General features: G+C 58.5%; 26 protein-coding genes. 12 read left to right on the forward strand and 14 right to left on the reverse strand.

What is annotated here, in order from left to right; all coding sequences use genetic code 11:
* Positions 1 to 98 precede the first annotated feature (98 nt).
* Entirely contained in the window at positions 99 to 1,016 is a 918-nt protein-coding gene (locus RA27_RS19930) for a hydrogen peroxide-inducible genes activator (RefSeq protein WP_039543085.1), read from the forward strand.
* 51 nt (positions 1,017 to 1,067) lie between these two features.
* Here the strand turns inward: RA27_RS19930 and RA27_RS19935 are convergent, their stop codons facing one another.
* A complete protein-coding gene (locus RA27_RS19935; protein WP_039543087.1) occupies positions 1,068 to 1,973 on the reverse strand; it encodes a LysR family transcriptional regulator in 906 nt (301 codons plus the stop codon).
* Positions 1,974 to 2,201: 228 nt separating this feature from the next.
* Here RA27_RS19935 and RA27_RS19940 point away from each other — a divergent pair, with 228 nt between their 5' ends.
* Positions 2,202 to 2,642, forward strand: coding sequence for a DUF4399 domain-containing protein (locus RA27_RS19940; protein ID WP_039543240.1), 441 nt, complete (start codon positions 2,202 to 2,204; stop codon positions 2,640 to 2,642).
* A gap of 3 nt (positions 2,643 to 2,645) precedes the next feature.
* Here the strand turns inward: RA27_RS19940 and RA27_RS19945 are convergent, their stop codons facing one another.
* Positions 2,646 to 3,326, reverse strand: a complete 681-nt coding sequence (locus RA27_RS19945) for a winged helix-turn-helix domain-containing protein (RefSeq protein WP_039543088.1) — start codon at positions 3,324 to 3,326, stop codon at positions 2,646 to 2,648.
* 72 nt (positions 3,327 to 3,398) lie between these two features.
* On the opposite strand from RA27_RS19945, the gene RA27_RS19950 reads away from it, so the two are divergent.
* Together RA27_RS19950 and RA27_RS19955 are read left to right on the forward strand one after the other, a co-directional pair.
* A complete protein-coding gene (locus RA27_RS19950) occupies positions 3,399 to 3,722 on the forward strand; it encodes an NIPSNAP family protein (protein ID WP_039543089.1) in 324 nt (107 codons plus the stop codon).
* Positions 3,719 to 4,039, forward strand: a complete 321-nt coding sequence (locus RA27_RS19955) for an antibiotic biosynthesis monooxygenase (protein ID WP_039543091.1) — start codon at positions 3,719 to 3,721, stop codon at positions 4,037 to 4,039. Before RA27_RS19950 ends, RA27_RS19955 begins: the two co-directional genes overlap by 4 nt.
* A 13-nt stretch (positions 4,040 to 4,052) precedes the next feature.
* On the opposite strand, the gene RA27_RS19960 is transcribed toward RA27_RS19955, so the two are convergent.
* Positions 4,053 to 6,080, reverse strand: a complete 2,028-nt coding sequence (locus RA27_RS19960) for an NADPH-dependent 2,4-dienoyl-CoA reductase (RefSeq protein WP_039543092.1) — start codon at positions 6,078 to 6,080, stop codon at positions 4,053 to 4,055.
* Positions 6,081 to 6,217: 137 nt separating this feature from the next.
* On the opposite strand from RA27_RS19960, the gene RA27_RS19965 reads away from it, so the two are divergent.
* From RA27_RS19965 to RA27_RS19975, 3 genes are all read left to right on the forward strand, one after another.
* On the forward strand, positions 6,218 to 6,703 hold the full coding sequence (locus RA27_RS19965) for an RNA pyrophosphohydrolase (RefSeq protein WP_039543093.1): 486 nt from the start codon (positions 6,218 to 6,220) through the stop codon (positions 6,701 to 6,703).
* 169 nt (positions 6,704 to 6,872) lie between these two features.
* On the forward strand, positions 6,873 to 7,172 hold the full coding sequence (locus RA27_RS19970; RefSeq protein WP_039543094.1) for a hypothetical protein: 300 nt from the start codon (positions 6,873 to 6,875) through the stop codon (positions 7,170 to 7,172).
* 9 nt (positions 7,173 to 7,181) lie between these two features.
* Positions 7,182 to 7,643, forward strand: coding sequence for a hypothetical protein (locus RA27_RS19975; RefSeq protein WP_152610751.1), 462 nt, complete (start codon positions 7,182 to 7,184; stop codon positions 7,641 to 7,643).
* Between the two features lie 16 nt (positions 7,644 to 7,659).
* On the opposite strand, the gene RA27_RS19980 is transcribed toward RA27_RS19975, so the two are convergent.
* Positions 7,660 to 8,649 carry an adenosine kinase gene (locus RA27_RS19980; RefSeq protein WP_039543096.1) on the reverse strand — a complete coding sequence of 330 codons (990 nt, stop codon included), beginning with the start codon at positions 8,647 to 8,649 and terminating at the stop codon, positions 7,660 to 7,662.
* Complete coding sequence (gene nth, locus RA27_RS19985; protein WP_039543241.1) at positions 8,646 to 9,290, reverse strand: endonuclease III; 645 nt, start codon at positions 9,288 to 9,290, stop codon at positions 8,646 to 8,648. The genes RA27_RS19980 and nth overlap by 4 nt, the downstream gene beginning before the upstream one ends.
* A 118-nt stretch (positions 9,291 to 9,408) precedes the next feature.
* Between nth and RA27_RS19990 the strand changes: the two genes are divergently transcribed.
* Positions 9,409 to 10,260 carry a bifunctional helix-turn-helix domain-containing protein/methylated-DNA--[protein]-cysteine S-methyltransferase gene (locus RA27_RS19990; protein ID WP_039543097.1) on the forward strand — a complete coding sequence of 284 codons (852 nt, stop codon included), beginning with the start codon at positions 9,409 to 9,411 and terminating at the stop codon, positions 10,258 to 10,260.
* Positions 10,261 to 10,437: 177 nt separating this feature from the next.
* Positions 10,438 to 10,872: a glyoxalase superfamily protein gene (locus RA27_RS19995; protein WP_039543098.1), complete on the forward strand. Its 435-nt coding sequence runs from the start codon at positions 10,438 to 10,440 to the stop codon at positions 10,870 to 10,872.
* A gap of 45 nt (positions 10,873 to 10,917) precedes the next feature.
* On the opposite strand, the gene RA27_RS20000 is transcribed toward RA27_RS19995, so the two are convergent.
* The 3 genes from RA27_RS20000 to RA27_RS20010 all read right to left on the reverse strand — a co-directional run bounded on the left by RA27_RS20000 (position 10,918) and on the right by RA27_RS20010 (position 13,806).
* Positions 10,918 to 11,628 (reverse strand): glutathione S-transferase family protein, encoded by a 711-nt coding sequence (locus RA27_RS20000; RefSeq protein ID WP_039543100.1) that lies wholly within the window; start codon positions 11,626 to 11,628, stop codon positions 10,918 to 10,920.
* A 64-nt stretch (positions 11,629 to 11,692) separates the two neighbouring features.
* Positions 11,693 to 12,235 (reverse strand): RNA polymerase sigma factor SigZ, encoded by a 543-nt coding sequence (gene sigZ / locus RA27_RS20005; protein ID WP_039543101.1) that lies wholly within the window; start codon positions 12,233 to 12,235, stop codon positions 11,693 to 11,695.
* A 131-nt stretch (positions 12,236 to 12,366) separates the two neighbouring features.
* Positions 12,367 to 13,806: an aldehyde dehydrogenase family protein gene (locus RA27_RS20010; protein ID WP_039543103.1), complete on the reverse strand. Its 1,440-nt coding sequence runs from the start codon at positions 13,804 to 13,806 to the stop codon at positions 12,367 to 12,369.
* Positions 13,807 to 14,025: 219 nt separating this feature from the next.
* On the opposite strand from RA27_RS20010, the gene RA27_RS20015 reads away from it, so the two are divergent.
* Positions 14,026 to 14,676, forward strand: coding sequence for a peroxiredoxin (locus RA27_RS20015; RefSeq protein ID WP_039543105.1), 651 nt, complete (start codon positions 14,026 to 14,028; stop codon positions 14,674 to 14,676).
* 102 nt (positions 14,677 to 14,778) lie between these two features.
* Here the strand turns inward: RA27_RS20015 and RA27_RS23305 are convergent, their stop codons facing one another.
* Positions 14,779 to 15,774 (reverse strand): Hint domain-containing protein, encoded by a 996-nt coding sequence (locus RA27_RS23305; protein WP_052265402.1) that lies wholly within the window; start codon positions 15,772 to 15,774, stop codon positions 14,779 to 14,781.
* A 221-nt stretch (positions 15,775 to 15,995) separates the two neighbouring features.
* Here RA27_RS23305 and RA27_RS20025 point away from each other — a divergent pair, with 221 nt between their 5' ends.
* Positions 15,996 to 17,462 (forward strand): aminotransferase class V-fold PLP-dependent enzyme, encoded by a 1,467-nt coding sequence (locus tag RA27_RS20025; RefSeq protein ID WP_039543107.1) that lies wholly within the window; start codon positions 15,996 to 15,998, stop codon positions 17,460 to 17,462.
* Between the two features lie 98 nt (positions 17,463 to 17,560).
* Here RA27_RS20025 and pnp read toward each other — a convergent pair whose 3' ends face one another.
* The 5 genes from pnp to RA27_RS20050 form a co-directional block, all read right to left on the reverse strand.
* Entirely contained in the window at positions 17,561 to 19,711 is a 2,151-nt protein-coding gene (gene pnp / locus RA27_RS20030) for a polyribonucleotide nucleotidyltransferase (RefSeq protein ID WP_039543108.1), read from the reverse strand.
* Positions 19,712 to 19,935: 224 nt separating this feature from the next.
* A complete protein-coding gene (locus RA27_RS20035) occupies positions 19,936 to 20,304 on the reverse strand; it encodes a DUF1761 family protein (protein ID WP_039543110.1) in 369 nt (122 codons plus the stop codon).
* The gene (locus RA27_RS20040) at positions 20,301 to 20,723 is read right to left on the reverse strand and encodes an SRPBCC domain-containing protein (RefSeq protein ID WP_039543111.1); all 423 of its coding nucleotides are present in this window, start codon (positions 20,721 to 20,723) and stop codon (positions 20,301 to 20,303) included. The genes RA27_RS20035 and RA27_RS20040 overlap by 4 nt, the downstream gene beginning before the upstream one ends.
* Positions 20,704 to 21,057, reverse strand: coding sequence for a metalloregulator ArsR/SmtB family transcription factor (locus RA27_RS20045; protein ID WP_039543113.1), 354 nt, complete (start codon positions 21,055 to 21,057; stop codon positions 20,704 to 20,706). The genes RA27_RS20040 and RA27_RS20045 overlap by 20 nt, the downstream gene beginning before the upstream one ends.
* A gap of 55 nt (positions 21,058 to 21,112) precedes the next feature.
* A complete protein-coding gene (locus RA27_RS20050; protein ID WP_039543115.1) occupies positions 21,113 to 22,027 on the reverse strand; it encodes a LysR family transcriptional regulator in 915 nt (304 codons plus the stop codon).
* Between the two features lie 148 nt (positions 22,028 to 22,175).
* Between RA27_RS20050 and RA27_RS20055 the strand changes: the two genes are divergently transcribed.
* Positions 22,176 to 23,744 carry an arylsulfatase gene (locus RA27_RS20055; protein WP_039543116.1) on the forward strand — a complete coding sequence of 523 codons (1,569 nt, stop codon included), beginning with the start codon at positions 22,176 to 22,178 and terminating at the stop codon, positions 23,742 to 23,744.
* Positions 23,745 to 23,817 lie beyond the last annotated feature (73 nt).

The raw sequence follows: 23,817 nt of genomic DNA on the forward strand, positions 1-23,817 counted from the left end.
TTTAGGCTCCTGTTCCCTCAGTTTCGGAGCTAGGTGCCTTGTTAATTTGATTTCGCCAAATACTATCTTTTTAACTTTTGCATAGTTATAAACTATATATGCGTCCAACCTTACGCCAATTGGAATATATCGTCACCGTCAGCCGTCTGGGCCGTTTCAGTCTGGCTGCCGACGTTTTGAACGTCAGCCAACCCAGCCTGTCAGCCCAGATTGCGACGGTAGAACAGGAACTTGGCGTTCGAATATTCGATCGCAATCGTGGCGGGGTGCAGGTCACAGCGAAGGGTGAGGACTTTATCTCGCGCGCGCAGAAGATCATTGCCGAGGTCAAAGACCTGCGCCACGCCATGTCCAGCGACCTGCCGGTTGGAGGGCGCCTGCGCCTCGGGGTATTGCCCTCGATCGGGCCCTATCTGCTTCCGCAGGTCATCAAAGAGGTCCACCGTCTACGCCCCGGTCTCCGCATCGTTGTGCGCGAAGAAAACACCCGTGATCTGGAACAGGGGCTCAAGACAGGTCGCTTTGATCTGATCTTGTCGACGCCCGAGGACCATCCAAACACGGTTCAACAGCGCTTGTTCAATGAAACCCTCTGGGTCGCGGTCGCCGTTGATGACCTGCTGGCCCGCGGCCTGCAAGGCGTCGCGGCCCAGGACCTGCAAAACCGGTTATTCCTGACGCTCGATCAAAGTCACCGGCTTTCGCGCATTGTCTATGCACTTGCTGCAGAATGCGGTGGTGTGGTGTCAGATGAATATGAGGGCACTACACTCGACTCAATTGTCCTGATGGCGGCCTCCGGGGTTGGCGTCGCGATTCTGCCGGACCTTTATGCGCGCAGACAAGGGATTTACCGCGATGAAGTGCGCCTGCGCCCTTTATCCATCCCCAACGCCAACCGCGATATCGCTTTGCTGTCGCGCAACACCGAATCTCCGCTACCCGGGCAAACGGTGCTGACCGAAAGCTTGCGCTCGGTTGCGCGCAACATGGGACTTTCGGTGATCGGTCCATAAAAAAGACCCGTGCAGTTCAGCACGGGCCATCTAGGTGCCGTCGGGAGAATTCTACCAGTCCATCGGGCCCTTTTCAGCAAAGGAATCGACCAGAAAATCAATGAATGCCCGCACCTTGGGCTGGGTGAACCGGCCCGGTGGATATACGGCATAGACGCCCTGAACTTCATCCGGCAGCGATGGCATGGCGTCCACCACCTCGCCTGATTTCAGCGCGTCGGCGTAAAGATAGCTGGGCAGATGTGCGATCCCCAACCCCGAGATGGCCGCGTTCAGCAGCGATTGGCCGTCATTCACGCTCAGCCAGCCAGCGGTGCGGACCTGACGTTTTTCGCCCGATGGCGCCGTCAGTTTCCACACGCTGCCCGAGGACTGGCTGGAATAGTGCAGCAGCTTGTGTTCGTTCAGGTCGTCGATCTTCTGGGGGCGACCGAACTGCTCGATGTATTTCGGCGAGGCGACCATGCGCTTCACGGTTTCGGTCAGTTTGCGGGCGCGCAGGGTGCTGTCTTCCAGCTCACCAATGCGCACGGCCACGTCAAATCCTTCGGAAATCAGTTCCACATAACGATTGTTCAGCACCATGTTCACGGTGATATCGGGATAGACGGACAGGAAATCGGACAGGACCGGCGACAGGTGATTAACGCCGAAATCCGTCGCAACACTGATTCGCAGCAGACCGGAAGGATCGGATTGCATCGAGGTCACCAACGCATCCGCCTCGCCTGCGTCGTTCAGTACACGGCGCGCGCGGTCGTAATACGCCAGCCCGATCTCGGTCGGAGACACGCGTCGTGTCGTGCGGTTCAGCAGCCTTGCCCCTAACCGTGCCTCAAGACTTGAAACGTGCTTGGACACGGCTGATTTGGAGATGCCCATTTTCTTGGCCGCGTCGGTGAAACCACCCTGGTCCACCACGTTGGAAAAGGCCTCCATTTCGGTCAGTCGATCCATTCTCGTTCCCCAGGTCTTCCGTTCGTTGTCTCTTTATCGCGATCAATCTGGGCAAGAACGGGGCAGACATGGGATAATATCAGGGTTTTGAATCGGATCGTTTGCGACTGGGAAACGCCGACGTCTCCACGTCGCAGTTTGGTCTATCCGGTGCAAAACCCCGGTTTCTGGACTTTTTTCCAATCGTGCTATGATGAGAATGGCATTTTTGTGACCAAGGAGGAGACAATGAAAGCCTTTTTCTCAGCTGCTGTCCTGTGCCTGTCCGCCAGCCTCGTGTGGGCCGGAGGGGAAACGCCATCAAATCCCGATGCCAAGGTTTATTTCGTCAACCTGTCCGACGGAGATACGGTTCAATCACCCGTTACCATCGTGTTCGGATTAAGCGGTATGGGCGTCGCACCCGCCGGAACCGAGAAGGAAAATACCGGACATCATCACCTTCTGGTTGATCGCCCGCCGCTGGGGCAGGGCGAAGACGGCGCGGATGAGCTGGCTTATGGTCTGCCTGCGGATGACAATCACATCCATTTCGGCGGTGGCCAGACCGAGGTCACGCTGGACATGGCGCCCGGAGAGCACACGTTGCAGTTGGTGTTGGGAGATGCCGGGCATGTGCCGCATTCCACGCCTGTTGTGTCCGAGGTAATCACGATTACGGTGGAATAATACTCAAGTGCTGAATAGCGCGTCGAACTCTAACGCTCCGGCGCGGGTAAAGCGGATTATGCGGCTGTCGGGTTTGCGCGCCAGCCAGTTGATCTCTTCCATGCGGGCCAACAGGGCACGGCCGAGTTTCCCGGCCAGATGCGTTTCGCGTTCGCTCCAATCGAGACAGGGGCGGCAAAGCGGTGCGCGGCTGCGGCCAAGCCCGTCCAGATCGATGCCGAAACTGGTGCAGAACTGAACACCCTTTGGGGTCAGAGACACCGCGTCGTCCGCGGCGTCGAGGTACCCTCGTGCCTGCATGGCGGTGAACATCTGCACTCCGCGGCTGCCAGCCAGATGGTTGTAGCAAACCCGCGCTGCCCGCATCTCAGCGTCGTGTGGTCCGGTCCGTGTCCGCAGGTGTCCCCGCCCGGCAGCCAGACCCATCAGGTTCTCCAGCACATGCGCCACATCCCCGCCGGACAGTCCGTAGTATTTGTGTCGTCCCTGTCCGCGCACCCGTATCAGGCGACCTTCAAGCAGTTTCTTCAGGTGTGAGCTTGCGGTCTGGGGGCTGATCCCGGCCTCGCGCGCCAATTCTCCTGCCGTCAGTGCTTTGCCCGACATCATTGCCGTCAACATATTTGCGCGTGCGGGATCGCCAATCAGCGCAGCAATCTGAGCGATATCCGGTCCGTTTCGCATGTTTCGACCGTAATCGAAACATAAGCGCCAGCCAAGAGGTTAATCTTTGTCGATCATCAACCGGAGGCAACGATGCTGACTTGCATAATCCAATACCAGATCGACCCAACGAAAAAAGAGCAGTTTCAGACCTATGCGCGCAATTGGGGGCAGGCGATCCCGCGGTGCGGCGCTGATTTAATCGGATATTTCGCCCCGCACGAGGGGTCATCGACATTGGCCTATGGGATCTACAACATTCCCAGCCTCGCTGAGTACGAAGCCTACCGCGCGCGTCTGTCAGCTGATCCACTTGGGCAGGAGAACTATGCCTTTGCGCAAAAAGAGCGCTTCATTCTGCGGGAAGACCGGACTTGGCTCACATGTGCCTCAACCCCGCATGGAGACGGCGCATGATTGCCGTGATCTTCGAGGTCGAGCCAGCAGGGGGCGAGATCCAGACCTATCTCGAAATCGCCGCCGACCTGCGACCGATGTTGGATGGTATTGACGGCTTTGTCTCGGTCGAGCGGTTTGAAAGCCTGACAACAGCCGGCAAATACCTGTCGCTCTCCTTCTGGCGAGATGAAGAGGCCGTCGCCGCCTGGCGTCAAACAGCCCGGCACCGGGCCGCACAAGGCACGGGGCGCGCCGGGTTGTTCAAAGACTACCGTTTGCGTGTGGCGGCAGTGGTCCGTGACTATGGTCTGAATGACCGGGCGCAAGTGCCTTGAACGCCCTGGCGACTCAGAACCCCGCCGCCAGCCGCGTCCCCTGATTGATCGCGCGTTTTGCGTCCAGCTCGGCGGCCACATCCGCGCCACCGATCACATGAGGCGTTACTCCGCGCTCGATCAACGCGTCGGCCAGTGAACGGTCCGGGATCTGACCGGCGCACAGAACAACGGTATCCGCCGGGATAACGGTCGGGTCATCGCGGGTTTCACCAAAGCTGACATGCAGGCCATCATCGTCAATGCGCTCATAGTTTACGCCTCCCACGAAATTGACGTCTTTCATCTTCAGCGTTGCGCGGTGAATCCACCCGGTTGTCTTGCCCAGCCCCTTGCCGTGGCGCTGTGCCTTGCGCTGCAGCAGCGTGACCTGCCGCGCGGGGGCTTCGGGCTGGGGCCCCTCGGGCGCCAGGCCCGCGCGATGTTCGGCAGGATCGGTCACACCCCATTCCTTCATCCATACAGGTAGGTCCGTGGTCGGGCTGTGGCCGTCCTCCAGCAGGAATTCGGAGACATCAAACCCGATGCCGCCCGCTCCGATCACCGCGACCGATTTGCCGACCTCGGCCTTGTCACGCAGCACGTCTATATAGCTGAGCACGTTGACCCGCTCCTGCCCCGGTATCTGCGGATCGCGTGGGGTGACACCGGTGGCAATGACCACTTCGTCAAAGCCGGTCAGGTCATCTGCGCCGACCTCGCGGTCCAGTTCCACCTTCACGCCAAGGTCGTCCATCATGGTACGATACCAGTCGACCAGACCCCAGAATTCCTCTTTCCCCGGCACTTGTTTGGCCATGTTCAACTGCCCGCCAATTTCCGACGCACGGTCGAACAATGTCACGTCATGACCGCGCTGGGCGGCGGTCATCGCGGTGGACAGACCCGCCGGACCTGCACCGACAATAGCGACGGTCTTGGGGGTATCTGCCTTGCCGATCACCAGTTCGGTCTCATGGCAGGCGCGTGGATTCACCAGACAGGACGTCAGCTTGCCGCTGAACGTGTGATCCAGACAGGCCTGATTGCAGGCAATGCAGGGCGCTATTTTCGCGGCCTCACCCGCTATCGCCTTGTTGACGAAATCCGCATCCGCCAGCATCGGACGCGCCATCGACACCATATCGGCGCAACCGGTCGCCAAAACCTCTTCGGCGACCTCGGGCGTATTGATCCGGTTCGAGGTGATCACCGGGATGCCAACCTTGCCCATCAGCTTTTTGGTGACCCAGGCAAAGGCCGCGCGGGGAACGCTGGTCGCAATCGTTGGAATCCGGGCCTCATGCCAGCCGATCCCGGTATTGATGATCGTCGCCCCGGCCTGTTCGATCCGCTGCGCCAGCTCCACCACCTCTTCATGGGTCGAGCCGTCGGGCACCAGGTCAATCATCGACAGACGGTAGATGATGATGAAATCGGTCCCCACAGCCTCGCGCGTGCGGCGCACCACTTCGATGGGCAGGCGCATCCGGTTCTCGTACGATCCGCCCCAGCGGTCGGTGCGTTTGTTGGTATGGGTCACCAGGAACTGGTTCAGGAAATACCCCTCGGAGCCCATGATTTCGACCCCGTCATAGCCCGCCTTTTGGGCCAACCGGGCGGAATTCACAATGTCGCCGATCTGCTTCTCGATGCCCTCTTCGTCCAGCTCGTGCGGCGGAAACGGCGAGATCGGCGATTTCACCGGGCTCGGTGCCACGCATTTCGGCCCATAGGCATAGCGCCCAGCGTGCAGGATCTGCATCGCGATCTTGCCACCGGCCTCATGCACGCGCTGGGTCACGATGGAATGGTTCGCCACCTCTGTGTCATTGGTCATCATCGAGGCCCCCGGCAGCACCGAGCCCTCAAGATTCGGACCAATCCCGCCCGTCACCATCAGCGCCACACCGCCGCGCGCCCGATCCGCGTAGAACTCGGCCACCCGATTCCAATCGCCGGTCTCTTCCAGCCCGGTATGCATCGAGCCCATCAGCACCCGGTTTTTCAGCGTGGTAAAGCCCAGATCCAGCGGGGCCAGCATGTTTGGGTACGCAGTCATGGCGAACTCTCCCTCCCGAAATTGAGGGTTAGATTGACGTTCACGTCACCTTTGTCACGCGAAACCTAACGTCATTCCCTTTGCGTTTCCCGCCCCGCTTGTTACAGACGCTGCACACCCTGCTGATGAGGCCGCACATGACCCCTGACCAGATCGCCAAACTGCCCTATCGTCCCTGTGTCGGGCTGATGTTGATGAATGCTGAGGGCAGAATCTTTGTCGGTCAGCGTAATGATCGCCACAAAGACGCATGGCAGATGCCCCAAGGGGGCGTGGACAAGGGCGAAGACCCGCGCGATGCGGCTCTGCGTGAGCTGTGGGAGGAAACCGGTGTGACCGGCGACCTGGTCGAGATCATTGCCGAAACCGATGGCTGGCTGCCCTATGACTTGCCGCATGATATCGTGCCGAAAATCTGGAAGGGCCGGTATCGCGGGCAGGAACAGAAATGGTTTCTGATGCGGTTCCTCGGCCGGGATGACCAGATCGATATTCAGACCGAACACCCAGAATTTACCCATTGGAAATGGCAGCAGCCAAATCGGTTGGTCGCAGAAATAGTGCCGTTCAAACGCAGCGTTTACGAACAGGTTCTCGGGATTTTCTCGCCCTATCTGTCGTAAATGCGATCCCGTCCCCGACCGGGTGTTTCTCCGACAGCCTCGCCGGCAGGCCATGTCCGATCAGGCTGCGGCAGCGCAGACGTCGACGTGAGTTTAACCGGGCTCGGATTTGTGCCACTGTCCAATCGAACTATGGTGAGGAGCAACTGATTTTGAGGGATGCGTTTTCATGACCACCGAGGCGGAACTTCTGGCTGAGTTAGAGAAACTCCGGGCGCGCAATGCGCAACTGGAAGAAAAAGAACGCGATGAACCCGCCGGGCAGGCGCGGCACGAGGCAACCGCATCGGCGAAAACCTCTGACGAGATTCGCAAGCTTCTGACGGAGCACGGCATCGACCTGGGCAAGGCCGAGGCCTTTGGCGACGAGGTGGTCGAAGAGTTCGGAAGGCTCCAGAAAGACTATCCGATCACCGCCCTGCTGGTCGCTTTCACGCTGGGATACGCCGTTGGCCGGTTGCAGGGATAGGAATTCGGAATGCGTAGAATTAGTCGGAATTTGACAACGATCTATCGGACCGAGCGCCTGATCCAGCGCCGTCATCTGGCCGTGATCCAACAGCAGACCATCATGATAGCGCTGGCGGGGATCGCGGTGCTCTCGGCGCTGGTGCTGTTGAATATCAGCCTCTATTTCGTTTTGAACGCGTGGATGTCTCCGGCGTTGTCCGCCGCGGCTCTGGCGGCCGCCAATCTGACCCTGGCCTGTTTGCTGGTCCTGGTCGCAAAGCGTACCAATGTCGAGCAGGAGATCGCCCCCGCCGTCGAGGTCCGGGATATGGCGATCGCCGATATCGAAGACGAACTGTCAGAGATGGCAACCGAGGCGCGCGAGATCGTTGGCGCGATCAAGGGCATCGGCTCCAACCCCCTGGGTTCGTTGCCGACGCTGCTGATCCCGCTGCTGACGGCCCTGCTAAAAGATCGGAAAGACAAATAGCCGGACGGCCCGGCGCCTAAAGCAACCCTTCGTTCCGCAACAAATCCATCATGTTCGCTTCGGGACGGGGGCCGATATGGCTGATCACCTCGCGGGCACAGACATTGCCGATCCGCGCGCAAGTCTCGTAATCGCGGCCCGTTGCCATGCCAAACAGGAACCCGGCGGCGAATTGATCGCCCGCGCCGGTCGCGTCCACAGGTACGACCTTTTCAACCGGCACGTCGATGCGCGCGTCGCCGTTCAGTACGGTCACCCCATCGCCCGACCGCGTGCAGACGACCAGAGGGCAAATCTCGGCTGTTTTGGCCAGCGCTTCCTCAAGATCGTCGGTTTCAAACAGCGATTTGATCTCGGCCTCGTTGCCGATCACGAAATCCAGTTCGTTTTCGATCAGCAGCAGGAAATCGACCCGGTGCCGTTCAACACAGAACGGGTCGGAAATGGCGATGCCGGCCTTGCCGCCGCCCTTGTGGCAGTTGCGCGCCGCTTCCAGGAACGCCGCCTTGCCCTTTTCTTTGTCGAACAGATAACCTTCGAGGAACATGATCTGGCTGTTGCCCGCGACCTCCTCCGAGACATCCTGAGACGACAGCTCGGACGAAATACCCAGATAGGTGTTCATCGACCGCTCACCATCGGGCGAGACAAAGATCATCGACCGCGAGGTAGGCAGCTCTCCCCCCGGCACCGGTGGGTTCACGAAATCCACCCCATCCTCGTTCATCGCATCGGCATAGAACCGGCCCAGTGCGTCATCATGCACCCGCCCGATAAACGCCGAATCCAGACCCAGTGCACCCGCACCCGCGATGGTGTTGGCAACCGAGCCACCCGGCGTCTGCACCCGGCCTTCCATCGAGGCGTACAATACCTCGCCGCGTTCCTGCTCGATCAGCTGCATGATGCCCTTTTCGATGCCCATCAGCTCAAGGAAACTGTCATCGGCCTGGGAAATTACGTCCACAACGGCGTTTCCGATGCCGGTCAGTTGGTAGGTCTTCATAGAGTCTTATCCTCAAATTCGCAGAGATCGCGGATGATACAGGTGGGGCATTGCGGTTTGCGCGCCTTGCAGTGATAGCGGCCGTGCAGGATCAGCCAGTGATGCGCATGTAGCTGGAAATCGGTCGGGATGTTGTCTTCGATAGCGCGTTCGACGGCGTCCACGTTCTTGCCCGGGCAGATGCCGGTGCGGTTGCCGACGCGAAAGATATGCGTGTCCACCGCTTGCGCCGGATACCGCCACCACATGTTCAGCACGACATTCGCGGTCTTGCGTCCGACACCGGGCAGAGATTGCAACGCCGCACGGGAATTGGGCACCTCGCCATCATAGTCTTCGACCAGAATGCGGCTCAGCTTGATCACATTCTTGGCCTTCTGCCGGAACAGGCCGATGGTCTTGATGTGCTCGATCAGACCTTCTTCGCCCATATCCAGCATCTTTTGCGGCGTGTCAGCGATCTTGAACAGCTCTTTCGTCGCCTTGTTGACCCCCGCATCGGTTGCTTGCGCAGACAAAGCTACGGCCACCACCAGCGTATAGACATTCACATGATCCAACTCGCCCTTGGGCTCAGGATCAGCCTCCTGAAACCGGGTAAAGACCTCGCGGATCGTATGATATCCAAGTTGTTTTGCCATTCCGGCCTTAATGCCGCCCGACGCCGCGCGACACAAGCCCAAAGCCATTGCGCATGTTCCGGGTCGCAGGGGCGTGGTCTGCGCGCTATGGTTTATCCAAGCGAATGAGGTGAAACCCATGAACATCCAGAACCCCGAAAGCGGATATCACTACAACGTCATGCGGCGCGCGATAGAGCTGATCGATCAGGGCGGAGAAACGCTCAGCCTCGAGGAGCTGGCCTGCCAGATGGACATGAGCCCGGCGCATTTCCAGCGCCTGTTCTCGCGCTGGACCGGAGTGTCGCCCAAGCGATACCAGCAATATCTGACGCTGGGCCATGCGAAGGCGCTGCTGCGAGAGCGGTTCACGACGTTAGAGACTGCGCATAACGTCGGCCTGTCCGGCAGCGGGCGGCTGCATGATCTGTTCCTGAAATGGGAATCCATGAGCCCCGGCGAATACGCCCGCAAAGGTGCGGGCCTGACAATCTATTGGGGCTGGTTCGAAAGCCCCTTTGGCCCCGCGCTGGTTATGGGAACCGATAAAGGCATATGTGGCATGGCCTTCGGTGCCGAAACCGGTGAAGAAGACGCGATGGAAGACATGCTTTCCCGCTGGCCGCAGGCCGCGTTTGTCGAGGACCCGATGCGCCTGCGCCCGTGGGTGCTCAGTGCCTTCGGTGCCGCCAGTGACCGCTTGCAGCCGACCCCGCTCTATCTGATCGGCTCGCCGCTGCAGATCAAAGTGTGGGAGGCGTTGATGCACATCCCATCAGGACAGGTCACCACCTATTCCGAGATCGCGCAGCGGGTTGGTTCACCGCAAGCGGTACGCGCCGTGGGCACCGCTGTCGGGCGCAACCCGGTCAGCTGGCTGATCCCGTGTCACCGTGCGTTGCGCAAATCCGGTGGCTTGGGTGGCTATCACTGGGGTCTGCCCGTGAAACGCGCCATGCTGGCCTATGAGGCGGCCCAAGCCGACGTCTGATTGACATTTTAGCGCATCGTTGCCATATGGCACGGCAGGTTCGGGTCCCCTGCCGTTCGCGGTCTTTGGCTTTGGTGAAACCCGGTTGGAATATCATCTGTTGCCCTTTCCCGGCGCGCGGATGGCAATGCGAACCCCGTCCAGATTTCGCGCCCGTTCAAGGAAACGAGGCATATCATGGCAAATGTCCAGAACATCGCTCCGATTTCGGAGCTGAAAGAGCAGGCAAAACGCCTGCGCAAACGGTTGCAGGACAGCGGCGTCAAGCTGTCCAATAGCGAGGCGTTGGAACTGCTGGCGCATCAACACGGTGCGCGGGATTGGAATACGTTGCACGCAATGGCTGGTAACCGAATGCAACTGCGCGTCGGTGATCGGGTTGAGGGCCGGTATCTGGGCCAGCCCTTCACCGCTGAGGTCCGTGGCCTGACCAAGCTGGGCGATGGAACACATCGTCGGGTGACGCTGCAATTTGATGCGCCCGTGGACGTGGTCCGGTTCGACAGTTTTTCGTCCCTGCGCCAACGCGTGACCGGAGAGATAGGTTGGGATGGCCGGTCCACCCGCCACACTTCGGACGGAGAGCCTCAGCTCACCATACGACCAGTCTGACAGCGCGCTCCTGCCCGGCAATCACAGGGCAGGAGCGTTCTTGGTCTACCCGCAGCATCCGCTCCCGGTTGATTTTGCGGACGCGCTGGGTGCTTCGTTCAGGTTTGCGCCTCGCCCAAGCCAGGTGCGCTCGGCCAAATAAAAATCCGAGAACTTCTTATTGAAATCTGCGGGTACGGATTTGGCCGGAATACCCGTCCGCAGCACAGCCTGCTGCCAGGCCTTCACTTTGGGATAACCTGCAAGCATGTCATACCCGCTGTGTCTTTCGACAATTGCCGCGCGGTGCAGCAATGGCAACCAGGCGATATCCACATTGCCGGGTTCGTCACCGGCGAAAAATGATGCCTCGCCCAGTTGTTTCTCAACCCTGGCGAACGATGCGTCCAGCTTGCGGATGCGATCATCCAACGTCGCCTTGTCGGCGCTCTGCATCGTACTGCATTGGACCAGATAATGTTTTGTCGCCTGATAGCTCCAAGCGCGATTAACTGCGCGTTGCTCGGGCGATATGTCTGTCTGCAATGGCGCTGTGACATCGTCGATATATTCTACGATCGCGTCAGATTCGAACAGCGCGGTACCGTTCTCGGTTACCAGGACAGGCACTTGGCCCGTCGGTGAAATTTCCAAAAACCAGTCCGGTTTGTTGCTTAGGCTGATGTATTCCACGTCGTAGGCTACGTTTTTTGCTTCCAGCATCGCGGTGACACGCTGCACGAACGGGCAGATTTTGAAGCTGATAATTTTGATCATCGTTTTATCCTTTTGATACGTTCACCTGTAAGACGGCGCCCGCATCAAAAAGACGAAGAATGGCTCAACATTTTTTGCAGTTATCAGATTTTAAATGATATTCCGCGATATTTCCGCGTGTATCGATCGTCCAGTTACAGCAATCGTCAAATGCTTTACGCAGGTCGTCGCGACCCTTTTGAACTCTGGATTTCAATGTCGAATAAGATAGTCCGTGAGCCTTGGCATATTCTTTTTGGGACATGCCATTGATGTCGATGTCCATAAGCAACTTTGCCGTCTCGGCGGGCAAGCCGCGGATAAATGGCTCGACGCAATTTTCCAGGTCCTGACGGATGCCAGGATCGTCACTGGAATACCAAAGATCTTCGGGATCAACGGTCTTTGCCCGCGCGTTTTTTCTGTAGAAATCGATAATTGTGCGGTCAGCTGTCTGGAACAGCCAGGATTGCAGCTTGGAAGGGTCGCTGAGTGTTGGCAGCCCTGTGAAAACCTTTATCGAGATTTCCTGCAAAAGGTCGTCTACATCCGCCGGGTTTGCCACCTTGGAATGCAGGAACGCCTTGATACGTGCGCGGTAGTTTGGCCAGATTTCTTCTATTTGCATAACTGGCAGGTATGGTCACCCAGAAGGCTTTTTTCAAGTTTGGACAGTTCCGAGACGCTGGGATTCGTATCCAAATGAAAGCGGAGCGCGCCTGCGAAGCGCACTCCCCCAAGGTCGAATTCTAAGGTTACTTACTCCGCAGCCCAGCCGCCTACGGCCTTCACTTCGAGGAAGTCTTCCAACCCCCATACGCCGCCTTCACGTCCGTTCCCGGATTGCTTCATGCCTCCGAACGGGGACCCGGCACTGCGCGACTGACCGTTCATCTCGACCATGCCCGACCGCAACACGCGGGCCATTCGATTGGCGCGGTCTCCATCCTGTGTCTGGACATAGTTGGTCAGACCATACGGTGTGTCATTGGCGATCTCGACGGCTTCTTCTTCTGTGTCGAAGGGGATCATGGTCAGAACCGGGCCAAAGATTTCCTCGCGCGCTATGGTCATCTGGTTGTTGGCATCAGCAAAGACGGTGGGGCGCACATAGTAGCCCTTGTTCAGACCCTCCGGTCGACCAGTGCCGCCCGCAACCAGACGTGCGCCTTCGTCGATGCCTTTCTGGATCAGGTCCTGAATCTTGGTCCACTGCACCTCATTCACCACCGGCCCGATATGGCGACCTTCCTCGGACGCGCTGCCCACTGCCACCTTGTTTGCCACCTCGGCGGCGGTCTCAACCGCCTGATCGTAGATCGGGCGCTGTACCAGCATCCGGCTGGGTGCGTTACAGCTTTGGCCGGTGTTGTTCATCATATGCAGCACGCCGCGTTTAACAGCCTTCTCATCGGCATCGGCAAAGACCACATTGGCGCCTTTGCCACCCAGTTCCAGATGCACCTTTTTAAGGGTATCGGCAGCGTTCTTGGAAATCGCGGTACCGGCGCGGGTCGAGCCGGTGAAGCTGACCATATCCACATCCGGATGCCCAGACAGCTGAGAGCCCACGCCCACACCATCGCCGTTCACCAGATTGAAGACACCGGCCGGGAAACCGGCCTCATCCATCATCTCGGCAAAGATCATTGCGTTCAGCGGGCTCTGTTCCGATGGTTTTATCACCATCGTACAGCCCGCAATCGCCGCTGCGCCGACCTTGAGCGTGACCTGGTTCATCGGCCAATTCCAGGGCGTGATCAGGGCGGCGACACCTACCGCCTCATAGATGATCCGGTCATTCGGCGCGTGGTCGCCCAGTGGACGTTCGAACTGAAACGCTTTGGCAGCACGGATGAAATTCTTCAGGTGATAGATTCCCGCACCCGATTGCTGGCTGCGGGCCATATCGATCGGCGCTCCCATCTCCATCGACATCGCTTGGGCCAAGTCCTCGGAGCGCGCGGCGTAGATATCAACCAGTTTCTCCACCAACGCGATACGCTCTTCGACCGGGGTGGCCATCCAGCCGGGCAGGGCGGCCTTGGCCGCGGCAACAGCGGCGTTTGTGTCCGCCTCTGACCCAAGCGAAATCACCGCGCAGGGGTCTTCGGTCGAAGGGTCGATCACTTCGAAATCATTCGGCGCAGACGGGGCGACCCATTTGCCGTTGATATAGAAATCACGTTTTTCGATCATGGCTCATCCTCCGGAGCAGAAATCAGCCGACCGAGCGGTCGGTTTTCGAGGGCACTCTGTCACCCGTCCCGGCATGGGGCAAGGGGCAATTCGCAATTTGATCAAATTATGTATCCACCGAATCTTCTGACAGGGCAACATGAATGGTTTAACCTCTGCGCAAAGTGATTAGGTTGGCATCGACCGACTCGGATTTTTTCGCAGGAAAGGAGTTTCCCTATGGGTTTGCGTATCAACGACACTGTCCCGAATTTCACAGCAGAAACGGATCAGGGCACCGTCCAGTTCCATGACTGGATTGGCGACAGCTGGGCCATCCTGTTCTCACACCCCAAGGATTTTACCCCTGTCTGCACCACCGAGTTCTCGGCTGTGGCGCAGCTGAACGATGAATGGGCAGCCCGGAACACCAAAGTGATCGGCGTATCGGTGGACGGCGTCGAAGACCACAAGAAGTGGAAGAAAGATATCGAAGAATACGGCAAGGCCAACCCCGGCTTTCCGATCATCGCCGATGACGGTCTGGCCGTATCCAAAGCCTTCGACATGCTGCCTGCCGAGGCATATCTGCCCGACGGTCGCACTCCTGCCGATAGCGCAACGGTGCGCTCTGTCTTCATCATCGGGCCGGACAAGCAGCTGAAACTGTCGATGACCTACCCGATGACCGTAGGCCGGAACTTTGCTGAAATCCTGCGTGCTCTGGATGGGCTGCAGATGAGCGCCAAGGGCGTCGCAACCCCCGCCAACTGGGTTCCGGGCGAAGACGTGATCATCCCGCCGACCGTGTCGAACGAAGACGCCAAGGCCAAGTTCGGTGAGTTCGAAACGATCTTCCCCTACCTGCGCAAAACCAAAGCGCCGTCCTGATCGGACAGATGATCAACGGGGGGCGAAAGCCCCTCGTTTCCATTACGCATAGCCCATTACGGATAGCCCGCCGTTCGGTGACCATGGGCAACCAACACCGAGCTAGTGAACCAACGCTGACGTCGCCCTGGCTGGTGCGGTAAGATCCTGGCGCAACATCCGCACCTCATGCGGTTTCAGAACCGGCAGCGCGGTCTCGCCAAATGCGCCCTTGTTGGACAGAAGCTCTGGAAACAGGGCGAACAACTCCTCTTTTGTCGCGGCAGACATCGCATCCAGCGTGCAATCGCCCGGGAAAAACGACTCGGACCAGAGCCCTTCGACGTTAACCAGCTCATGCCTGTCAAAGAGGATATGAATGTACTCAACATTCTGATCGGGTGGCACCTGCGTGATCGTATCGCCATTCACCAGAGCTTTGGCGGGTGCCAGCATCACCGGGTCAAAGTAATGCAACTCCATCGAAGGCGAGGAAACCACGATACGATGCTGCGGTGACACCATCATGTCCCGTGTGGGCAGCCGGTCTCCAAGCCCGCCCGCCTTGATGCGGATCGGGCAGAACTTTGGCGCTTGCTGCAATTCGCGCCTGCTCAGACGTCGGCGGCCAACCCAGCGGACAGGGCGGCTGTTGCCGTCTCCTATGATGACCTGATCCCCCGGCCGGATGGTTTCGATCAGCCGTTCACCGGTCGGGGTAAGAATCATGGACCCCGCAGTGAAGCAGACAAAAGTCGGAAGTGTATCATATTCGGCCGGGGGTGCCGTGACTTGAGTGCGGATGTTATTGGACAGGACATCATTAACGGCGACGGTCCCGGATGTCACAACGATGTACTGTGTGCCGGAGAACTGCAAAAGCGTATAGGTCACCGGAGATCCGCCGACATTCGCGCTGTAGTTTTCAAAAACCTGAAAATCTTCGGAGGTGCTTAATCCGGGGATCGAACTGACGTCAAACTGTTGACCGCCATCGGCATCCGGGTCCTCGAGGAAGTCGTCGTTGTCCGTGATTTCAACCTGAAAGGCATTGTTCACCGTGACACTGGGATTGAAAAGCGGGTCAGCATCAATCTGATAGACTGTAAAGAAAGGCATTTTGAATGACGCTTCCGATTGCTTTTGAACGATACTCTCGACCTTTCTACACTTTAAGCGTGTAAATTTAAACAGTTGAGAGTGTTCGGTCTCCGCGAAGCTCTCGTCAGGCCGGGTCACAACTGGCATCGGGTATACCGCGCAAACGAACAGTCGGGTCGATTGACACCGCTTGGATGCCACGACAGACTGCAGGTTTTTTAACCTCCTGGGGCTTTGACATGAGCGATTTCGAAGAAACATTGGACCCGGATGATTGGACATCGTCGCGTAACCTTGGGCATCAGATGATTGATGACGCCATCGCGCATCTGTCCGAAATGCGTGAACGTCCCGTCTGGCAGGAGATGCCCGACACGGTTCGGAGCTTCTTCAAGTCACCTGCCCCAATGGCACCGCAGCCGCTCGATGCGGTCTACGCCGACCTTCGGGAAAACCTGCTTCCCTATTCCATGGGGAATATCCACCCACGGTTCTGGGGCTGGTATATGGGATCGTCCAATTTTACCGGCGCGCTGGGTGATTTCCTTGCGGCCATAGACGGTTCGAACCTGGGGGGCGGCAATACCGCTGCCGCCATGATCGACATACAGGTCGTCAACTGGTTCAAAGAGCTTATGGGCTTTCCCGAGGACGCAAGCGGGACCCTGACCAGCGGTGGCTCGATGGCCAACATGGTGGCGCTCAACGTCGCGCGCAACGCGCTTGCCGGCGTCGATGTGCGTGCCGAGGGGATTCTTGGGATGCCACAGCCGATCAGGTTTTACGCGTCGGATCAGGTTCACAGTTGCCACCAGAAGGCGCTGGAAACACTGGGCCATGGCGCCTCGGCGCTTACAGAAATCGAAAGCGACGACCATAACCGGATAAGCATCCCTGCCCTGCAGGACGCGATCGCAAAGGACCGGGCCAATGGCATCAAACCCGCGTGTATCATCGGGACGGCAGGCACCACGAATACCGGCGCGCTGGACGATCTCGTTTCAATTGCCGAGATCTGCCGCCGCGAAGGGATATGGTTCCATGTGGATGGATGTATCGGCGCCTTCCTGCGCCTTGCGCCCCGCCACAAACATCTGGTCGACGGCATAGACCAGGCGGATTCCATTGCCATGGACCCGCATAAATGGCTGCACACCCCGTTTGAGGCCGGCTGCGTGCTAATCCGTGATGCACAGCGCCATTTCGGTACCTTCGAGATGCACGGCCACTATCTTCAAATGCAAGAACGCGGGCTGATGGCGGGCACATTTCTGGCCGATTACGGTTTTGAACTGAGCCGGGGATTCAAAGCCCTCAAGATTTGGATGTCTTTGAAAGAGAACGGTGTGGAAAAGCTGGGCCGACTGATCGATCAGAATATCGAACAAGCCAGGTACCTACAGCAGTTGATCGCTGCCAACCCAAAGCTTGAACTGGTCGCGCCGGTCGATCTGAACATCGTGTGCTTCCGCTACACCAACGGGGTTACTGATGAAGATCGGCTAAAGGAACTGAACACCGAGATCATGCTGCGGGTTCAGGAATCCGGCCTCGCGGTTCCGTCCGATACCACGCTGGACGGGAAGCACTGTCTGCGTGTGGCGATCAACAATCATCGCACGCGGCGGCAGGATCTGGGTCTGTTCCTCGACACTGTTCTGCATATCGGGGCGGAACTGGAAGGCGAGCGCCGCGCCAACGCATAGCTCCGGCGGCAAGCCTCTTTGCTGCCCATGCGGGTCAGCGAGACAAAAAAGGCCCCGGCTTGAACCGGGGCCTTTCGTATTCAGACAGGGAAGGCAGATTACTCTGCGCTTTCCTCTTTCTTTTCTTTCTTCTCAGGCACGACCTCTTCGCCGGTTTCCTGATCGACAACCTTCATCGACAGGCGAACCTTGCCGCGATCGTCAAAGCCCAGCAGCTTGACCTTCACTTCCTGACCTTCCTTCAAAACATCCGACGGATGGTTCAGGCGGCGGTTCTCGATTTGCGAGACGTGCACCAGACCGTCGCGCTTGCCAAAGAAGTTCACGAAGGCGCCGAAATCGACGATCTTGACCACTTTACCGGTGTAGATCTGACCTTCTTCTGGCTCAGCCACGATCGAGTGGATCATCTCGTATGCCTTCTTGATCGATTCACCGTCGGGCGAGGCGATCTTGATGACGCCATCGTCGTTGATGTCGACCTTCGCACCCGAAACCTCGACGATTTCGCGGATGACTTTACCGCCCGAGCCGATCACTTCACGGATCTTGTCGGTCGGGATGTTCATGGTCTCGATGCGCGGGGCGTGGACCGAGAATTCGTTGGTCTCGGACAGGGCTTTGCCCATCTCACCCAGGATGTGCATCCGGCCGTCCTTGGCTTGCGCCAGGGCTTTCTCCATGATCTCGGGCGTGATGCCCGCGACCTTGATGTCCATCTGCAGCGAGGTGATGCCGTTTTCGGTACCCGCCACCTTGAAGTCCATGTCGCCCAGGTGGTCTTCGTCACCCAGAATGTCCGACAGGATGGCGTATTCGCCGTCATCTTCCAGGATCAGGCCCATGGCCACACCGGCAACCGGTGCTTTCAGCGGAACGCCCGCATCCATCATCGACAGCGAACCGCCGCAGACAGACGCCATCGAGGACGAGCCGTTGGATTCGGTGATCTCGGACACGATACGGATCGTGTAGGGGAAGTCGGTTGCCGCAGGCAGAACCGCCTGCAGGGCGCGCCATGCCAGCTTGCCGTGGCCGATCTCACGACGGCCGGGGCCACCAACGCGGCCAACTTCACCAACCGAATAGGGGGGGAAGTTGTAGTGCAGCAGGAAGTTCGATTTGAAGTTGCCATGCAGCGCATCGATGAACTGCTCATCGTCACCGGTGCCCAGCGTGGTCACGGCCAGCGCCTGTGTTTCACCACGGGTGAACAGGGCGGAACCGTGGGTCCGCGGCAGCATCGAGGTCTCGGCCACGATCGAACGGATATCGGTGGTCGAACGACCGTCGATCCGCTTACCGCCTTTGACGACGTCACCGCGCAGAATGCCTGCTTCCAGCTTTTTCATCGCGGAACCCAGGTTGCCGTCTTCCAGCTGGTGCTCGGTCAGCGCTTCCTTGATCGCTTCGCGGGCAGCGGCAACAGCGGCGGTGCGCTCTTGCTTGTCGGTGATTGCGAAGGCGGCGCGCATCTGCTCTTCACCGGCGGCCTTAACGGCTGCATACAGGTCCGAATAGTCGGGCGCTTCGAATTCAAACGGCTCTTTCGCGGCGTCTTCTGCCAGCGAGATGATCAGGTTGATGACCGGCTGGATTTGCTCATGCGCAAAGTTCACCGCGCCCAGCATTTCCGCCTCGGACAGCTCGTATGCTTCCGATTCCACCATCATCACGGCGTCTTTGGTGCCGGCAACAACCAGATCCAGACGCTGTTCGGGGTTCAGGCGCAGGTCCTGCATGTCGTCGACGGTCGGGTTCAGGACGTATTCGCCATCCACGAAACCAACGCGGGCACCGGCGATCGGGCCCATGAACGGCGCGCCGGAAATGGTCAGAGCAGCGGATGCCGCGATCATCGCGACGATGTCGGGGTCGTTGACCAGATCGTGGCTCAGCACGGTGCACATGACCAGAACTTCGTTTTTAAAGCCGTCAACGAACAGCGGGCGGATCGGACGGTCGATCAGACGCGCGGTCAGCGTCTCTTTCTCGGTCGGGCGCGCCTCGCGCTTGAAGAAGCCACCCGGAACCTTACCGGCGGCATAGTATTTCTCTTGGTAGTGGACGGTCAGCGGGAAAAAGTCCTGACCGGGTTTTTGCGCCCGTGCAAAGGTCACGTTTGCCATCACGCTGGTTTCGCCCAGCGTGGCAATCACGCTGCCGTCGGCCTGACGGGCAACCTTGCCGGTTTCCAGTGTCAGCGTCTCTTCGCCCCACTGAATCGATTTCTTTGTTACATCAAACATATGCGTATCCTAGAACGGAGCACTCCCGCCCCTGCGGGTCTCCGGTTTGCATGGCGGCCCCATTGCCGCCGACCCCACTTTATCTTCCATTCGAGTGCCGGGGTCAGGGCACAACGTCTCAGATGTGTGGCCCATACATCAGTTTGCAAGCTTTGGAAAGTCGGGAGTTTTTGAGGGGCAGGGGATTGCCTAGCCCCCGCCCAAACCGGGCAGGGGTCGATATTTCAAAGGATCGCGTGCGCCAGGATCATCACCACGCCGCAACCCAAGGCATAGCCGGTATCGACCGCGATGGCGAAGCCGCTTTTCTGCGCCCATGCCCCGACCGAGGCCGTCTGTGCTGCGACTGCCAGTATTGCCAGTACCGCAACCCCAAGGCTGTTGGTCGTCTCAGTTACGGCGATCACTGAGGCCAGCAGGATCAAAAACACGATCTGGGCCGCCATCTGCGGCAGAGGTGGAGACGCGGGCGGGGTGGGATCGATCCGCGTTCCTTCGGCCCAGCGTTTCTGGAAACCAACGGGGCCGTAGATCAACCACCCCAACAGAAAGGCGGCGATGACTCCCGCGCCAAGGGCAAGCCAGTTGATCACAGCGCACCCTCCAGCGATTCAAGTATCCGGGTCCAGCCACCTTCATGGTTGTTGCGGCTTTCTTCTGAAGGGAAGCGGATGTGGTGCAATCGCAGTTCGGTGCCCTTGTCAGTTGGTGTGAAATCCAGCGTCACGGTGGAATCGTCCTGACTGTAGGGGGAATTCCAAGTGAATTGCAGCCGGTTGGGCCGGTCTATGACCTTATATTCGCCCTCATGCGGGAGGTCTCCGGCCTCGGGTGCGCGCATGATGATCTTGAACCGGCCACCGACCTTGGCGTCAGAATGCACTTCGGGCACCGACATATTGGGGCCGGGCAGCATGAATTTAGCCAGCATTTCCGGGTTCAGCCATGCGTCGAATACCTTTTCCGGCGGGTGCGGGATGGCGCGCGTTATTTCAAGGGACAGTTCCGTCATCTTCTGGGTCCTCCAAAGCAGTTTCCAAGGCGTCCAGCCGAAGCGCCCAGATTGAACGCAGCCCGGCGAACCATTCATCTACGGCTGACAAGGGGTCCATCTGCACCTCGATCAGATGTTCGCGCCATTCTGTCCGACGCTGCACCAGCCCGGCATTTTCCAGCACCTTGATGTGCTTGGATACCGAGTTGAGGCTCATCTCGAAGCGCCGCGCGATATCCGTCACCCGTAAGGGACCCTGCTGCGCCAGCATTGTCAGGATCGCCCGGCGTGTCGGGTCGGACGCGGCCTTCAATATTGCGCTCAGGTCATAGCGACTCTCTCGTTCAACCATTTGGATGAATTATATCCTTTTCCTGCTTCAGTCAACCATATGGGTGAATAACATATCACCCGTGTCTCTGGCCAGTCAGTGCCTTGAGCTGATTCCACAGAATTCCGATGGCGGGCTGGCCCGGTCCCGCCTTGCGCGCGGCACAGATGTTCCAGGTAATCTGTGGGGTGGTTTCGATCAGCTTGACCGACCCATCGGCAACCCGTTCGGCAAATGTCTCGGGCATACCGCCCACGACAAACTCGGGTCCCGATAGCAGTGATAACAAAAAAGCATAGTCATCACTCTCTACCTGCGGCAGCGACCTGACCTTTTCTGCCGCCTCTTCGGTGCCGCCTAATGCCTGAGTGATCGCCGCGCGCCAATGCTTGTGCAGATGCGGCGATCCGAACGGGTGCGAAAACAGCTTGTTCAGAGTGACCGGAGAGGCTTCATGCAATGGATGCGAGACATGTGCTGCAAACACTACCGCGCGTTTTTCGAACATCATCAGCTCGATATTCTCGGTTTCGGGCGTATGGGTCAGATCGCCCAGATAGATATCAATCTCACCGCTTTCGAGCATCTCAATCGGCGCTTGACGCGCGCTGACATAGACCCTGATCCGCAAGGCAGGGGACTGCTGCAGCGCCGCCTGAACCGCAGGTCGCAGCAGCGTGCGCGGCGTCAGGGGGCCACAGCCGATCCTCACCGTCTGCCCGGTTTCCGACCGGATATGGGCGACCTCATCGGCGCAACGCCTCAGGTCTGCCCGCAGTCTTTGCGCCACCGGCAGAAACTTCTGCCCCTCGCGCGTCAGCCCGTTATTGCCGCGTTTTCGGTGAAACAGGGCGAACCCCACTTGTGCTTCGGCCATCGCGACATAGCGCGACAGAGAGGCGTTCGAGACGCCCATCCGCTTGGCGGCCTCCTGAAAATTGCCGGTTTCCGCAAGATGCAAAACAGCCGACAGGGCGTTGTCATTCAGCACGGCTCTCTCCTGATTTCAGATCTCAGTGATTACGTTTCAGATTCTGCAAGAATGTAAACCCACGTTTGCGATGCAAATGACCCTGCCGCTAGGACATGGGGCATAACGGCCTATTGGCCCTCTCGATTGGACGCAGGAGTCGGAATCAATGTTTCGAATCAAATCTTTATCAACCAGTATGGCTGCGGCTCTCTGGGCAGTCGCCACCGCCGCCGTCGCGCAAACCGACAAGCCCAATATTCTGGTGATCATGGCTGATGATGTGGGCTGGGCCAGCCTTGGCAGCTATCATCAAGGTGTCAAAAGCATCCAGACCCCGAATCTGGATCAGCTTGCCGCGGAAGGTGCTCGGTTGACCGACTATTATGCGCAACCCAGCTGCACTGCTGGGCGTTCTGCCTTTATCACCGGTCAGTTCCCGGTGCGTACGGGGATGCACACGGTGGGCCTTCCGGGTGATCCGGTCGGGCTGAGCGACGAAGACCCGACGCTGGCAAACATCCTCAAATCCATGGGCTATACCACCGGACAATTCGGCAAAAACCACCTGGGCGATCTGAACAAGTACCTGCCGACAGCCAAAGGCTTTGATGAATATTGGGGCTGGCTCTATCACCTCAATGCGATGGAATACGCCAATGACCCGGATTGGCCCGATGATCCGGAATTTGCCGCTCAGTTCGGACCACGCAACATTATCCATTCGTTTGCCACCGATACCGTTGACGAAACCGTGGACCCGCGCTGGGGGCCGGTGGGCAAACAGCGCATCATTGATGATGGCCCCGCGCCGCCCGAACGTCAGAAAACGCTGGATGATGAGGTCACGGCCCATACCATCGATTTCATCGACCGCGCTGTCGACAGTGACACGCCTTTCTTTGTCTGGATGGCCCCGGCCCGGGCGCATGTCTGGACCCATCTCAGCCCGGAATATGAGGCGATGCTGGGCGACGGGCGCGGCCTGCAGGATGTGGTCATGAAAGAGCTTGACGACAATGTCGGCAAGGTGACCGCGCATCTGGAAGAGCTCGGTATCGCCGACAACACCATCGTCATCTTCACTTCGGATAATGGTCCGGAAACCATGACGTGGCCCGATGGCGGCACCACGCCTTTTCACGGCGAAAAAGGCACCACGTGGGAAGGCGGTTTCCGCGTTCCTGCCATCATCCGCTGGCCCGGTCAAATCGCCGAAGGTCAGGTGCTGAACGGTATCTTCGACGGAATGGACTGGATGCCCACGCTGGTCGCTGCCGCCGGGGGCTCGCAAGACCTGCCCGCCGAACTGCTGAACGGGTATGAAGGCTATCAGGTGCATCTGGACGGGTATAACCAGCTGTCTTACCTGACCGGTGAGACGCCCAGTAACCGTAAGGAAATCGTCTATTACGAGGGCACCGATCTGCAGGCGATCCGCTATAACGACTGGAAGGCGCATTTCACCATTCAGGAAAAAGGCTGGGCTGGCCCCAAAGAGGAACTGAACGCGCCATTGCTGTTCAACCTGCGCCGCGATCCGTATGAAAAGGCCGCCGAGGAATCTGGCATGTACACGCGTTGGATGGGCAACAAGATGTGGGCCTTCGGGCCAGCCGCCCGACTGGTGCAGGCGCATCTGGCCAGTTTTGCCGAATTCCCGCCACGTGGCGCGAGTGTGGGTAATGAGACCCACGTTCAAGAACAGGTCAGCAGCGAAGGTGGGATGTCGCAATAGCGCCCGCCCGCTCGTGCGAAAACGCCCGACAACGTACGGGCGTTTTTTCACTATGTCATTCCATAAATAGAAT

Origin of the sequence: Ruegeria sp. ANG-R, from assembly GCF_000813985.1 — a bacterium.
In the GTDB taxonomy this organism is placed as follows: Bacteria; Pseudomonadota; Alphaproteobacteria; order Rhodobacterales; family Rhodobacteraceae; genus Ruegeria.